The sequence below is a fragment of the Pseudovibrio sp. FO-BEG1 genome, from assembly GCF_000236645.1.
Taxonomy (GTDB): Bacteria; Pseudomonadota; Alphaproteobacteria; order Rhizobiales; family Stappiaceae; genus Pseudovibrio.
Map to the genome: position 1 here is coordinate 44,560 of NC_016646.1, position 15,406 is coordinate 59,965.

General features: G+C 50.9%; 11 protein-coding genes. 3 read left to right on the forward strand and 8 right to left on the reverse strand.

Annotated features, from left to right (window positions below; all coding sequences use genetic code 11):
• Window positions 1-208: 208 nt before the first annotated feature.
• From PSE_RS24915 to PSE_RS24925, 3 genes are all read left to right on the forward strand, one after another.
• Complete coding sequence (locus tag PSE_RS24915) at window positions 209-1,162, forward strand: N(4)-(beta-N-acetylglucosaminyl)-L-asparaginase (RefSeq protein WP_014290167.1); 954 nt, start codon at window positions 209-211, stop codon at window positions 1,160-1,162.
• Complete coding sequence (locus PSE_RS24920; protein WP_014290168.1) at window positions 1,159-1,893, forward strand: copper homeostasis protein CutC; 735 nt, start codon at window positions 1,159-1,161, stop codon at window positions 1,891-1,893. The genes PSE_RS24915 and PSE_RS24920 overlap by 4 nt, the downstream gene beginning before the upstream one ends.
• 75 nt (window positions 1,894-1,968) lie before the next feature.
• On the forward strand, window positions 1,969-2,415 hold the full coding sequence (locus PSE_RS24925; protein WP_014290169.1) for an Lrp/AsnC family transcriptional regulator: 447 nt from the start codon (window positions 1,969-1,971) through the stop codon (window positions 2,413-2,415).
• 357 nt (window positions 2,416-2,772) lie between these two features.
• Here the strand turns inward: PSE_RS24925 and PSE_RS24930 are convergent, their stop codons facing one another.
• The 8 genes from PSE_RS24930 to PSE_RS24965 form a co-directional block, all read right to left on the reverse strand.
• Window positions 2,773-3,939, reverse strand: coding sequence for a polysaccharide biosynthesis/export family protein (locus PSE_RS24930; protein ID WP_008551254.1), 1,167 nt, complete (start codon window positions 3,937-3,939; stop codon window positions 2,773-2,775).
• A 219-nt stretch (window positions 3,940-4,158) separates the two neighbouring features.
• Window positions 4,159-4,539, reverse strand: a complete 381-nt coding sequence (locus PSE_RS24935; protein WP_008551223.1) for a RidA family protein — start codon at window positions 4,537-4,539, stop codon at window positions 4,159-4,161.
• Window positions 4,540-4,552: 13 nt separating this feature from the next.
• Entirely contained in the window at window positions 4,553-5,407 is an 855-nt protein-coding gene (pdxY, locus tag PSE_RS24940; RefSeq protein ID WP_041769184.1) for a pyridoxal kinase PdxY, read from the reverse strand.
• Window positions 5,408-5,476: 69 nt separating this feature from the next.
• Window positions 5,477-6,754 carry a tryptophan permease gene (mtr, locus tag PSE_RS24945; RefSeq protein ID WP_014290171.1) on the reverse strand — a complete coding sequence of 426 codons (1,278 nt, stop codon included), beginning with the start codon at window positions 6,752-6,754 and terminating at the stop codon, window positions 5,477-5,479.
• A gap of 82 nt (window positions 6,755-6,836) precedes the next feature.
• Entirely contained in the window at window positions 6,837-8,237 is a 1,401-nt protein-coding gene (locus tag PSE_RS24950; protein ID WP_008550870.1) for a tryptophanase, read from the reverse strand.
• A gap of 1,182 nt (window positions 8,238-9,419) precedes the next feature.
• On the reverse strand, window positions 9,420-11,888 hold the full coding sequence (locus tag PSE_RS24955) for a DEAD/DEAH box helicase (RefSeq protein ID WP_041769185.1): 2,469 nt from the start codon (window positions 11,886-11,888) through the stop codon (window positions 9,420-9,422).
• 494 nt (window positions 11,889-12,382) lie between these two features.
• A complete protein-coding gene (locus tag PSE_RS24960) occupies window positions 12,383-13,486 on the reverse strand; it encodes a hypothetical protein (protein ID WP_014290174.1) in 1,104 nt (367 codons plus the stop codon).
• 597 nt (window positions 13,487-14,083) lie between these two features.
• The gene (locus PSE_RS24965) at window positions 14,084-15,280 is read right to left on the reverse strand and encodes an MFS transporter (protein WP_014290176.1); all 1,197 of its coding nucleotides are present in this window, start codon (window positions 15,278-15,280) and stop codon (window positions 14,084-14,086) included.
• Window positions 15,281-15,406 lie beyond the last annotated feature (126 nt).

A 15,406-nucleotide genomic window follows, 5' to 3' on the forward strand; every position in this document is an offset into this window, starting at 1 on the left:
AACGCACAAAACAACGCAAACGCTCACAGATTTAGGTGCTACCAATTTTCATATCAGATATATCATTTAATTCAGCATGTTAGCAGTTCACCTCTCAGCATATTCATATGAGAGGCAGCCCTGAGCGCCGGATTGGTAGCATTGACAAGGCGCGTGGTGCGCCGAAGAGTTGCTGTGATTTATTCTCTGATAAGTTTTGAGCGGCGCAATGATTGTACTTGGAAATTCTGAAAGCTGGCCGGGCATTGGCACCACGGCGGACCACCTGCAAAACGGAGCACATGGGCTGGATGCGTTGGTGCCCGGGCTGTCTCTGGTGGAAGCGGAAACCAAGGTGCGCAGTGTAGGCTATGGCGGCTGGCCCAACCTTCTGGGAGATATGGAGTTCGACGCCAGCGTCATGAATGGCACCACACGGGATTATGGCGCTGTGGCTGGTGTGCCGATGACGCTGGAAGTCACACGACTGGCAAAGGCCGTGCTGGATAATCTGCCTCACACCATGTTGGTGGGTGAGGGCGCACGACGTTATGCCGATGAGCTGGGGTTTGCCAAAGATCCTGCGCTTCTGGACCACAGTAAAAAAGTCTGGTGGCGCAAGCTGGAGGAGGTGATGAGCGAGGAGCAAAAGGCTGCATTCCCCAACACGGATCTTGCCCCTCTCACCAAGGCCATCACCGATCCGGAAAAGGTGCGCGACACCACCGTATTCCTTTGCAAAGACGGCGGGAACAACATCTGCACGGCCACGTCAACATCCGGTTGGGCCTGGAAGTATCCTGGACGGGTAGGGGACTCTCCGATCCCCGGTGCAGGCTTTTATGCGGACAGCCGATATGGCGCGGCGGCCTGTACACACACCGGCGAAATGACCATGCGCTGTGGCACAGCCCGCACTGTGGTGCTAGCCATGAAACTGGGCATCTCACTGGATGATGCGTTGCGGCTGGCGATCTCTGAACTGCAGGAGCTGGAGAGCGGCTATATTGGCGGTGTGGTGATCCATGCCATTGATGCTGCGGGCAAACACCGCGTGGTCAATGTGTGCTGTGATGAGGAGATCGTCTATTGGGTCTGGACACCTGAGCTGGGCCAACCGGAAAAGCGCAAAGCAATCCTTGCAGAAGACCTGCTCGCGGGGCAGGTGGAGGCGCTGTCATGAAGCTGGAAGTCTGTGTCGACAGCATTGCCGGACTGAACGCCGCTGTTGCCGGTGGCGCTGACAGGATTGAGCTGTGCTCATGCCTTGCCATGGGAGGACTAACGCCCTCCGTCGGTCTGATGGAACTGGCTGCCCAAGCCCCCATCCCGGTCTACGCCATGATCCGCCCGCGCGGGGGTAACTTCATCTTTTCCCCGCAGGAAGTGGACCAGATGAAGCGGGAAATCGATGCAGTTCGTAATACCAACTTGGCCGGCGTCGTCCTCGGCGCAAACCAACATAGCAGCGCACTTGACGCTAACCTATTGGAAAAGCTGATAGATCACTCAGCAGGGCTTGGATTGACCCTCCACCGGGTTATTGATTTGGCACCTGATCTGGTGGAAGCAACAGAAACCGCGATGGACCTTGGCTTCGAACGCATCCTCAGTTCCGGCGGTGCTCACAAAGCACTTGATGGGATTGAGAGTTTGGCAGCGATGCATCACGCAGCAGCCGGGCACCTTTCTGTCATGCCGGGCTCAGGTATCAACGCGAAGACGGCCCCAGAGATCCTGCAAGCTGCTGACTTTACTGAGATTCATGCCGGATGCGGTTCAACTTATCCGCAGGACCAAAGGCTGCTGGATTTTGGTTTCGAAGCGACTGGCGAAAAGAAGACTGATGAAAATCAGGTTAGACTGCTAAAGACTATACTTATTGATCTATCTCAAAATACATTAGACAACTAGCTGATTGCACCAAAAAACTAATAATTATACTGTCGCATCAATTTTGGACTTCAATGATTTACTTTACCCGAGAACATGCAAAATCTAAGCGATACAGAACGGAAGATCCTTTCTCTTTTGCAGGAGAACGCGCGGCAGTCTCTCACAGAGATTGCCCAGAAGATCGGCACATCCAGAACCAACGTAAAGACAAAGATCGACCGGCTTTATGATGCTGGTATCATTAAGAGATTTACGGTTGACTTAGAGGATACTGATGTCAGAAACACTGGCACGTTGAAGAGTTTCTTCCACGTTCATCTGACAGAACCAGCCTGCGAAACACTGTTTGACCACGTCAAAAAATGGGAGGAAGTGAAGGGCTGTTGGACTGTTTCCTCTCCAACCACCGATATGATCGTGATGGTAGAGGCAATCTCACAGGAAGCATTGGAATCAGCTAGATTCCGCATCAGCAAGTTACCTTATGTAGATTCTATGCACACGACCTTCGTTCTAAGAGAGTGGCAGCATAAACTCTAACGATTTTTGTCGTATTACTTTGAAGTACGCACTGCGTAGATGAAACGATCAAAGGCATTTCTGCTGTGGAAGCAAATGTTAAGGTGAAAACGCCCTTGATCGTTACCTTCCGCGCGATCGGCTCATCGCGAAGAATTCAATTACATCAGCACTTTACCGCAAAGCTGATGCAGAGGCCGCCCCCTCAACGCCTCTGAACAGGAGGACCGGAGAGGATATTGCCCAACCGCCTCTATCGATAAATTCCTCTATTTTTCAGGGTAATGCCAGAGTGCAAAGTGTCCAAAATTTTCGTTTCGAAACAGTCGCGTACAGTAAATAACTCAGCAAAATCAATTGATAGCGACCAGTTGGTTGCTAAGGCATGCCAGCCAGCGCTACGCCTGAACGCAACGTTCCGGTGACCGGGGAAACGAGGATACTGATGAACTTGTTGACCTCCGACACAGAGGAGTTGGCAACATAGATCACATCTTTGTCTTTGATCTCAAAGGCTTGCGTCAGGAACAACCCACTGGGTTCTTTCAGGTTGAGACGATAAACAACGGGAACAGTTTCAAACTCATTGTGCTGCTCATGCGGCGGAAGCAGCGGCATCATCTTCTGCCGATCCTCAAACCGGAACAGGAACACACCCGTCGCATCCGCAGTTCCATCATGCAAACCACCAGACATTCCAATGGCTTCTGACAGATTCAATCGTGAGGACGGGAAGTCATGTTTGCGTCGGGCGACCACAGCCCCGAATACCGTAAAGGACTTCGGCTGGTGCGTAATGGAGACGATATCTTTCGGTCTTAGCCAGATGTTGTTGGCCGGTTGCTCTGCAATATCATCCAGCCCAAACCGGAACTTCTTATCATCCCGCACAACGGTGACGAACGACTCGTAATCCGGGTTCCTTGTCCCCCCAGCCTCCGAGATCGCCTCGACCAGACTCAGCCCATCTTCATGCACGCGGAACTGGCCGGGCCGAGCCACATCGCCGATCACGATCACTTTGTGTGACCCATTAGCCTGAAGGTTTACAACCACTTGCGGGTCAACGGCCTTCCCCTCCAAACCAGCAAGGATCAGCTCACGCACCTCAGAGATTGTTTTGTTCTCTACATTCAGCTCGCCAACATAGGGCACGTAAATCTTGCCCTTATCATCCACGACAAGGCCAAGTTCCGTTCGTTTCTGACCTTGCGTGGAGAACAGGCCATTGGGAATGGACTCCCAGATCCCGACGGAGAGCTGATCGCCAACACCAACACGGATTGTACTCCGTTTGCCTTTGCCAACGCGGAACTCTTTGGGAGGTAAGTTACTGGCGTAATTGGATAAGTGCTGGATCGTCGGCACATCTACATCTAACATGACATAGCTCAGGGATTGCTCATCACTCTGCGAGGTTGCCGTTTCAACCTGATAAGCGCTTGGGCCATGTCCTGGAATTTCCGAGCACCCGGCGACAGCCAGTAGTAGCGCAGATGCAACAAGGAACTCCAACCAGCCAGATATGTGCAAACATGTTTTCACATGTCGACACTGCCGTATTCGCAAGCGTTGGAGTAGCCGCCGGATTTAGCTATTGCAGTTTAAACGCAGGACGATGAGGGGAGGTAAATACTGCAATTTATGCGGTTAAATTATTGAGAGGAATATACAACCTATTGAAACTATGAGACGTTTCAAAATCACCACATGAGGGCAATGCTCGCTTTGGACCACGAGCATTGCAGGGGAAATCCTACCCGATTATGGGCAGGCGATCATTTCGATCTCTACCAGAGCATCTTTTGGAAGACGTGCAACTTCCACGCAGGAGCGTGCTGGGAACGGTGCATTATTGTCTTCAAAGAACTTGCCATAGACCTCGTTCACGCGACCAAAGTCGTTGAGGTCTTTCACGAAAACAGTTGTCTTCTTGATGTTTTTCGCAGCAAGGCCTGCTTCTTCAACAATCGCCAGGCCGTTCTTCAGGGACTGAAGAGTCTGCTCGGCAACATCAGCAGGCATCTCACCGGTTTCCGGGTTGATCGGCAACTGACCGGAGGTGATCACCATCTGGCCAAGGTTAACACCTTGAACATAAGGGCCAATTGCTGCAGGTGCTTTGGAGGTATCGATAGCTGTCATTGTTTTTCCTGTTTTATAGGCTTATTAAGTCGAACTGTTCGGATGGTGAGACGAATTCCTGTTGAGCAGCAATAGTTTGCAGCTCCCATTCGCCTTTTTCCTGCGTGGTTTTAAGCACGCCGTATACCGCGTTGTTACAGTGCTGGAACGCTTCTACTTCAGAAAGCCCATTCAGATAACCAGCGGCAAATACAGATGTGATCAGATCGCCAACACCAACTGGCTGGCGCTCAAACGGCAAATGCGGGCGCTGAGCCAGATAGCTGCCTTGCGCATTGGCGAACGTCATGGTGAAAGCTTCATCAGAGACGCTGTGCAGGTGCTTGGCCAGAACCATTTTCGGTCCTTTTTCCATAGCCTTAGCACAGGCTTGTTTGGCTTGCTCCAGCGTTTCAACCGGCTCGCCAATGAACTGTGAGAGCTCGAACTGGTTCGGCACGATCACATCAGCAATCGGCATCACTTTGCTGACCAGCAGTTCAGCCACACCTTCGCTGACGATGCAGCCTTTATCAGGTGCGCCCATCACCGGATCACAGAAATAGAGACAATCAGGGTTGTGACGGCGAACTTCCTGCACGATGTCGACAATAACATCACAATGAGAAGGGCCTCCAAGGTACCCTGTTACAATACCTTTGATCTGAGAAAGAACATTCAGCTTCGCAAGTCCCTCAAAGATTTCAGAGATTTGCTTGGCATCATGGGCCTGTCCGGTCCAACCTTGCGGGTGCTGGGTGTGGTTTGAAAACTGGACTGTGTTGATCGCCCAGACTTCGTGTCCCATGCGTTGCATTGGAAATACAGCACAGCCGTTGCCAGCATGGCCGTATGTCACGTGGGATTGGATGGAGAGTATGCCTTTCATTTCAATTTCCTCGTTTAAACTGAGGCTCACATTTGCGAGCCTCAGCAGAGCGTAAAGCCATTCTCGGCGCTATGGGTAAACTGGAAGTGCGTTGAACATTCCAAGCACATGGCTGACGGCAACCAGAATGCCGAAACCAAAGACCACCCAGACCAATGCCTCGCCACCCCAGACACGGAACTGAGGATTACCGAACTTCTTGCGGCTGACGCGCACCATCAGGGCTGGAACGATCGCAGTCCAGACGGTCGCTGCAAGGCCAGCGTAACCAATCGCGATGATGAAACCATCCGGGAAGAAGATGCCACCGATCAGCGGAGGTACGAAGGTTACTGCAGCGGTTTTCGCACGACCTGCCTGGCTGTCATCAAACTTCAGGAAGTCTGCAAGGAAGTCGAACAGACCAAGCGCAACGCCCAGGAAGGAGCTCGCCACAGCCATGTTGCCAAATGCGGACAACATGTTGGATGCAGAGGTATTTTCTACTGCACGGCCAAGAGCTTCCACCAGTACGCCGATGTTACCGCCCTGTTCAATGATCGGACCAAAATCAGCTCGTGAGATATTGCCCAATGTGGCGAACAGCCAGACAATGTAAAGTACCAGTGCGAGGAAAGTGCCTGTACCAAGGCAGAGCAGAATCTTCTTAGGCTCCTTGCCATAGTACTTCATCAGGCTTGGTACGTTGTGGTGATAACCGAAGGATGCCAGACAGAATGGCATTGCTGCGAACAGGTACGGGAAGTAGCTCCCCAGCCCCATACCATTGTCGCTGTCAAAGAACACGGCGGCCTTCATGTTGAAGGTGTAGCCTGTCACGGACATGAAGAACGTGATGATCATGCCACCGAGCAGAATTGTTGTAATGCGGTCAACGGCTTTGGTGGACCACCAGACGAAGAACGCAAGACCCAGCGCGAAGATCAGGCCTGCAATCATCTGCGGAGGAGCAACGCCAACTGTTGCATCCAGCGTATGCACCACGATGGAACCGCCACCAGAGATATACGCGTAGCAGAGAATGTAGCCAACGAACGCTACGGCGATATTGTTGATGGTGTTCCACCCATTCCCAAGGGTGTCTTTCACCATCGTGTCGAAGCTGGAGCCGACCGGGTAATTCAGGTTTGTTTCCAGGATCATAAGACCGGAATGCAGCATACAGAACCAGGTAAAGGCCAGCGCAAAGATCGCCCAGATACTCCACATGCCAGCGCTGACGGTTGGAACGGAAAACATACCAGCGCCGACCGCGGTTCCGGCGATGATCATTGCACCGCCTAGGAAGGATGGACTGGTTGTTGCAGCGGCGTTGCCTATGCCACCGACTTGTGTGCCCTCAGACATTTACTTCTCTCCCGTGAAGTAGTTTTGTTATATCCGTGAGGAAAAGAGGGAGGCACAGAGCAGCGCCTCCCGAGGTGCCAACTTACTTGATTGGCTTCAGACGTGCAGTGAAGTGACGCAGAACAGGTGGCTCGTATTCAAACTCGAAGCCTTTGATATCCTTTGCGTTCTTCGCAACGTTGATCAGAGCATCCGCGATGTAATCCATGTGGTCATTGGTGTACACACGACGTGGGATTGTGAGGCGCATGAGTTCCAGTGGGGACTCTTTTTGCTGGCCGGTTGCAGGATCGCGGCCAAGTAAGAATGAGCCAATTTCAACTGGGCGTACGCCGGATTCCAGGTACAGCGCGTTACACAGAGCCTGCGCCGGGAACTGGTCTCCCGGGATGTGCGGAAGGATCTTCTTCGCGTCTACGAACACCGCGTGACCACCGGTTGGGTACTGAATTGGCACGCCGCCTTCAACAAGACGATCGCCCAAATACTTAACCTGGCCAATACGATAGTGCAGGAAGTTCTCATCCGCACCCTCATGCAGACCACGTGCCAGCGCTTCCATGTCGCGGCCGGCTAATCCCCCATAAGTTACGAAGCCTTCCATTGGGACGCAGAGGGTTTGGACGGCCTGGAACAGCTCTTTCTTCTCGCGGATTGCGCACATGCCGCCGATGTTGACCAGCGGGTCTTTCTTTGCGGACATGGTGAGCATATCGCCGTAGGAGTACATCTCGCGGATGATGTCGGTGATGGACTTATCCGCGTAACCTTCCTCACGCTGCTTGATGAAATACGCGTTTTCGCAGTAACGGGCGGAGTCGATCACAACCGGAATGTCGTATTTCTGGCCGATTTCGTAAACAGCGCGCATATTCGCCATGGATACTGGCTGACCGCCAGAGCTGTTACAGGTCACTGTGGTGATGATCGCGGTGACGTTCTTCGCGCCGTGTTCTTTGATCGCCGCTTCCAGCTTCTCCAGATCGAAGTCACCCTTCCAGTCGTAGTAAGTGGTTGTGTCATAAGCACGTTCGTCCACCACGTTAACTGCCTGACCACCGTTCAGCTCCACGTGCGCGGCTGTGGTGTCGAAGTGGTAGTTGGAGATGAAGATGTGCTTGTCTGCACCACGAACTTCCTTCGCGCGGCGGATCAGAGCAGGGAACAGGATCTGTTCTGCACCACGCCCCTGGTGGGTTGGCACCAGATATTCATAACGGAAGAAGTGATGAACCGCGTCCTTCAGGTTGTAAAAGTTGCGGGAGCCGGCATAGGCTTCGTCGCCCATCATCATACCTGCCCACTGGTAGTCAGACATGGCGCCCGTGCCGGAGTCTGTCAGAAGATCGATGTAAACGTCATCACTTGCAAGCAGGAATGGGTTGTAGCCAGCTTCTGCCAATGCCTTTTCGCGGTCTGCGAAACTGGTCATTTTGATTGGCTCAACCATTTTGATGCGGAACGGCTCAGGGATACGTTTCATTGTTCTAGTCCTTGCATTTTTACTGCGCATTCTTCTCAGAAACTTGTTTCCCACCGTTGGGAATACGCAGCTGCGCACAGGTTGGGTCGCTCTCCAACCCTTTGGCGCGAAAGTTACAACTGCCTGAAAGTGCAGGCATTCCGTTTGGAATTAACGTGTTGCGGCAGCAGTCCCGGTTTTGAATGAAAGACGCAGCTCACCTGTTCCCGCCAATGGCAGAGCAAGTAAAGGTGACCGATAAACCACGAAACTAGGTGTAGTTATCCCGTAGCCCCAAGTAGACTGGGCATCACTCATTCAAATTTTCAAAGGGACTGATGGGCCTGTAGGCTTATACGCACGCATTTGGGAAGTCATAGGCAAGACGAACATCTTGCGTAAACCACGCCAAGCTCTTTTTATTGCGATACTGAAGAACCAGTACTGACCGGCTCATGACCTAATCCTCATCTTTACTGCATATCATGTGATAGCAAAGGCATATGAAACCACAATTGCCCATGTGTCAAGCAGCTATTCTACCTCTTTCCTACGGGGTTGCCCCTAGAACAAGTAGATAAGACAGTATAGACTTCACACCGCATTAACAGGCGCTGTATTTTTCAAGGCAGCACAGTAAATAATTCTGTAAATTCTTAGTTTTTGCTTAGAACCAATGTTCTTTCCCATGTGCAAAAGCCGTTCCACCTGAAAACGCCCAAGGGTGAGCCACATAAATTGATTATCAGGGAGCATGAGCCGCCACGAACTCTTGATATCTCAGAGATTTTTCTCCTGTTAAATTTCACAGGAGCCAATTATTCCAAGTTATTTGCAGCAAGGCCTCCCTCAGCGACACTTTCCGGCTCGCACCCCGTTATCCCCGCAACAAAATTGCGCGGCCCCGCACTTATCCTCCTCAGACCACAGAACAGCCCGTTGCAGTGGCAGTTGATAACTTCCCAACCCACCGGGCATAAGTCACTCTCAACTGCCAAAACCAGACCCCATCATCCATGAAACCCGCTCAGCAATCCCCCTCACATAGCAACGCGTTCATTTGCGTTCTTTCGTGTTTTCCTGCGTTTTTTAAGGATTTCATTGTGCAGTGCGGGAAGGCGAAGTGTTCCCTTGCCGATCATTGTGCTAACCAATACTGAATACTTTAGTTATTGCTTATAGCTAGAGAACACTACAAGTTTATCATTTCGGAGGTTTGGCAAATGCGTTTACGAACGCTTCTCCGTTGAGTTCAAACTGCGCGAGTCTAGCTGCCACCTCTGTGGCGTTCTTCGCAACATTAGGATCTACTAACTGTCTAGCAAAACCTCTAAGGTTGTTACGAAGTTTCTCCAGCCCAAAATGTTCAATAACAAACATCAAACTGACTTGGTTGGCAGCCTGCCCCAAAATGCGCTCTGGATGTATCATAATCGGCAAGTAGCTCGATGCAGCATATCTTTCTTTGAACCATTCAACAGATTGCCCTAGCTGACCTGCATCTTTTTTGGAAATTCCATTTCCTGCCGTCACCCCATTCTTACATTCAATAATGAGGAAGTCCCCATTAGGGAGAGCCCACAGATTGTCTGGTCCTTCCTTGTATTGTCTTTCGGGACGCTGGCCGCATATTCCGAGGAAAAACGCAAGTTCATTAACTGCTGCTTCAAAAAGGTCGGCTGTTTCGGGTTTAAACTGAAGATCATTGCAGAGATCATCAGCAAAGAGCTTCATATCAGTAGAATCCATAAACCGCGCTTGATGGTTTGCAATTAGCAAAGCGGCTTGCTGCCCCACAGCAGCAGTAAGTTGCTTGTAAGTCGTTCCATGCATCGGTTTTGTGACAGCAGGTTCAAGGCGGTGTGCAGCCGCGATTGTCCTTTGTGCGGCAGCTGCATCCATTGGATGTTCGAAAATTGCCTTGCGAGACAATAGCCATGCTTTTATCTGATCATCACTTGTCTGGTCGATTTCTTGATCTACTGTAGCAAGAGCAATCGGATGCTGGTTACTTCGTACATTGTCAAATGCGGAACGCAGTGTGAGTTTTGCAGAGTCAAACCTGAGAGCATCGTCTCCCTTGAGGTTCACGAGCACCTTCTTACTCACTTTTACCCAGTTGGGGTCTCGAGCAAGACACTGAAGAATAACTTCAATAATATCTTGGGTAGATGGGAGATTAAGTCTTTGCGCAATCTGCCTCGAGAGGTTGAGTTGAGCTCGAGTTGCTGAAGTCAACATTGCCTGTCCCTCCGGTGAGCGAAGACGGCTAGTTAGCTTTGTACCCAATAACAAAACGGCACAAAAATCATCATTTGAGCGGACACCGCGTCCCATTCCTTGTTCAATGCGCTCAACATGTCGTCGTAGATTTACGCTAGATCCATCGAGAACTTCGCTATCAACCAAGTCAGCACCCGAATTGACCTCCGGGAGGTCTACAATTGCGAGAACGCGACAAGCATTTCCGGGAAGGTCTATTCCATCATATCTATTAACAAGGATTGTTAATCCGACATGCCCAGATCGCAATAGTTCAACTCCCTCAGGCACATTATCGCCAATCAATATTTGGTCAGCAACATTCTCCCATTCTTGAGAAGCTAATTCAGAGGGGACGATTACAACCACATTACCCTGACAAGACAGTTGTTTCAGCATTCCCTGAACGTCCATAAGCGTTAGTTCTGGATTTAGCTCCTGTGGCATCAGAATCATTCGCTCCCCCATAGATTGGCTGGAGGAAGGTACAATTGGTTGCCCTAGCTTCTCGGGATCAGCTCCGAAATGTGTAGCTAACACACTATCATCAGACAACGTGGCCGTCATATAGATGCGCCGCTTCGCGCGTCGGAATGATTGAATAAGATCTGTTGCAGGATATAAAGGCTCGATCTCTAGGAACTGCCCTCCAACAATGCAACGGCACAGATGTAAAAGTTCTTTAAGTAGTGGGTAGACAAATTTTAAGTTGTCATCTGATCGATATTTATGGAGCACCCTGAGAATATCTTCTTGACGTTCATGCCAAGTCCAAAACGGCACTTCCATATATGCACGTGGATCACCATCTTTAATTTCTAAGAAGCGAGACTGATTGTAACCAATCAAGTCTTCGGATATAATAGAAATCACCTCAGAGTATACATTGTGATTATTTCGTATTGATATTCTGAATTGCTTAGTAATAGTTGATACGCAAGCATGCGCATCATCAATTATTACACTGCCAATATTAATATCACTCCTACCAACCCCAAAAACTGAAAGGCCATTAAATAACTTGTAGACGTTTACTACGCATATACGTTCACCAGCTGCATAAGCGCCATCTCGAGGATCATCAGTAACATCCAAACCAAGTGCTTCGGCTTCTTTTATTACCTGTTTAGCGAGTTGGATGTCTGGAGCCACATATAATGCAGGGCCTTTGCCTTCGTTTAACGAACTCTGCAGCAACAGCAAACCAACTATTGTTTTTCCGCTACCAACGTTCAGCTTTATGACACTATTTACTTCATCTCGTCGCTCAAACCACTGATTCATTACCTCGGTCTGGATATCTCGAGGAAAAGAGAACTGCGATTGCCTATTTAATGTGAAGAAAATATCCCTTGGATGAAGAACATCTTCACCTTCGCCATTGAGCATATCTGAGAAATCGATACCCATTTTGTCCTCCATCCCTTATTGGATTGCAATATTAGAGGGTATTTATGCATTTTTTCAATCTTTGATTGCATGTGTTTATTGCGAGAATTGAGGGGCAAAAAGTTCACTAGTTTTTCCAACTTTTGGTTTCCATACCTTACTCCCAGAAGCAAAAGTCCTCCCCCCACAAACACCACTCCCCATTGCACTTTGGCGCTGAGTGTCCGGATGTTGGCGTGATGTGCCCTTCCGGGTGCTCGTGTTTTATGGGGGCAGGAGAGCTGCCCGTCGGTGGTGAGGGGTGTTCTCCGTTCCCTGAAGCAACGCGCCAACCATAAAACCTGAGGCTCTTTTCAATAACATCGCGGCCCTGCCGGTTCTTCTTCTCCCGCAGTCTCTGCTTGCCGGGGAGGTGATTTATGAGGGGGCGGTTGTGGCGCGTAGTTTGTGCGTGGTGGACCTTTGACCATCGCTGAGGACACGCATAGGTGGTTCACTGATGAACATCCACCAGCTCACCCCCGAAACGACCGAAAGACCTCATAGAGTTGGAAGAGTTGCTTCTGGGAGTTGATGCCCATTTTGTAGAGGGCGGATTTGAGCTGTTTGCGGACGGTGTCCAGTCGCACAGACCTGTCCTGTGCATAGTTCTGCAGGGATTTGCTGGAAAGGACGGCACAGATGACGTTGCCCTCTGCCTTGGAGAGGCGGAAGACGTCAGTTAGCTTCTCGATCACAGCAGGGTCGGCATTGGCGGTTGCGCTGGTCATCATGATCTTCACGGCCAGATATTGCGCTGTTTCCAATGATCCGTCAGATGCCTGGGGCTTTGGGTTGAAGATCTGGATCAGGTACGTTGTCCCTGTGCGTTCATCCGTCAGGTTCACAATCGGCAGTCCCCCGACCAGCGCGCTGATCTGAGCCTCTTCCAGTTTCTTGTTTTGCTTGCGGTCAGAGCAGGAAATCCCGGTCTTCCTGAGCCTCAGGAACCCGTGCTCCAATATCTCAAGGGCTCTTGGGTTGATGGAGTTGATATCATACTGCGTGAAGATGATGAGCCCGTATGGCAGGTTTCCAGTAACCGAGTCCTTCAGCGCCAGTCTCATCTCAAGGCTTCTGACCCTCTGCCGATAATGCAGGGCTCTGCTGGCATGAGGGATCATGTTCTCAAACATCTTGCGCTGGAGGGGGGAGAACCCGTCTCCCGGATTGAGCGAAGACACACCAAACCAGCCGAAGTTATCGCCCTTGGTCAGGTTGGTTCCCATGAGGTCATAGACTTCGAACTTGGGAAGCAACTGATGTATGGGATTGGTTTTCAAGCCATATTCGGTCGTCATCTCTGCATCAGTGACGATCTGTCCGTAAGGGGATCTGTTGACCCGGTCTATTCTGTAATCATGAGCAAAATAGTTCTCAGTGTATTCCGGCTCAAAAGAAGGATCGATCCGCGCGACATAGTTCAACCGCTCCTCCGGCTTGGCCGCATCATAAGTGTAAAGATGCATTCCGGAAGCTCTCAGCAAATCACTGGCAGTAAGAAGTGCATCCTCGAACAACTCAGGGTGTTCAACGGCCTCGTAAAGCTGAGTAAGGAAGAGATCAAAGTCCTTTGGCATGGATATGCAATATGTAAACAGCAATGATTCGCGCAGCAATCGATAAACTTACCGTAACGGATAGCAAGTAAACATCAAATAGCATTTAAGTAGAACTACCAGTTCCCATGGTAGCGGAGAGGCTCTGATTCTGAGGAATGAACACATACCTCTCTTTTGAGCGCGCGCGAAGGCTGAACCTTTTTCTTTAACAAGCCCCCATTTGAGGAATGTTTTACACCTCGGGCTTTCCCTAGCATGGCCTCAGGCTGATTACATTTTCTAAGCAATCACTGTGTTTCGTGGCCATAAAGCAGGCCACACATCAGCCGATTTATCCTGGACTTGGGGAGGTTCAGTGAAGAGATGATGCAGGCACGGCCAAGGCCATAGCTGACCTCTTCAACAGAGCCGCCCAAACCAGATTCAGCATTGATTTAACAGTTATGGGGGGAAGGGAATACTCGAATGTATAGTTCGTAACTTATTGTATTTATATTTGAAATTCATACCAAGCAGAGATGACGATTAAACCAGAATGTAATCTAAGTCATTTGCTTTAAAACAGCTCGCAAGCCTCCATCGCGAGCTGTTTTTTGTTTCACAAAGCGCAGTTGCTTAAGCTGATTTGTCAGTGGCAAGGGTGAGCGATGCCTGATCGCTTTGGGCTCGGCGCAGGGCCATGGTGGCTTCCAGGGCGGCGAGGGCTACGATGAGGTAGAGCAGCGGGGCCGTACCCAGTTCCACAATCATCCAGCCTGCAATCAGCGGAAAGCCGAAGATGCCGATGAAGTAGGTCAGCGCGAACAGCTGTAAGGTTTGCGGCACCAGATCTTCCTGCGCATCATTGGCTGCCATGGCCGCCAGTACCGGATAAGAGGCACCATATCCAACCCCAAACAGGATCGCGACCACGATGTAAGCCGGAACGCTTGCGCCGGAAAACGCAAAGAGCAAGACGCTGCCAGCCATCACATATTGCAGGGCTGCAATGGTCATGTAAGGCTGCGTGCCACCTTTGAACTTGGCCAGCGCCACACGGCAGATAACAACGGTGATGGTGTAGGCGAGGAAGAAGTGAGCGTAGTCGAGCCCTCTGGCATCTGCAAACACCGTCTGGAAGTTGTTCATGCCCGCAAACACGCTGGCTCCAAGGCACACCATGATAATCGGCAGAACCGCTTTGCCCTTCAAAATGCGGCCCACATAGCCAAGGCTGAGGCGAGATCTGGCCTCAGGTCCCGGATTGATGGCATGTCGGCGCACAGGCGCAACCAGCACAAAAAACAGCAGGGCACTGAGAACGCACAGACCGGAGGTGATGAGAAACGCATCCGCAATGGTGCCACCTGCCGCTTCAATCTGGGAGGCCATAACAGGTGAGAGCCCAAAGCCAACCATCAGAACCACTGAGTGCAAAGCAAAGTAGCGGATACGCTCGTCCGCTGTCACAAGCCGGGTCAGCACAACCGGTGCCAGTGCGTAAGTAAGCCCCCAACCCGCACCCAGCAACAAGCTGGCGAGGACGACCATTGCGTTCACTCCATCCGCCACAGCAAACAGCGCGAGAGCCGCAGAGATGGCTAGGCAGGCGAGCCCAAGGGTAACCACACGGCCAAACCAATCAGACAGATGCCCGGAGAAGTACACGGCGATCAACGTGGAAACGGTTGCCACCAGCAGGATGAGGCCGACGGCTTTCTCATTGGCTCCGAACGTGGCGAACAGCCGTGGGAGCATAAAGGTCAGGCCATAAGCTCCCGCTTGCAGCAGCACGGCCAGTAGGTAAACGACAAATGTCAGAGTGCGAGACATGCACGGGCACCTCAAATAATCGTGTTTGAAAAGCAGGCGCTGATCAAACTCACTTGATCTGAGCCACCTTTGCTTCTGACAGGCACACTAAGCGCACGATTGGCACTTCAAAAGAACCAGTAAATG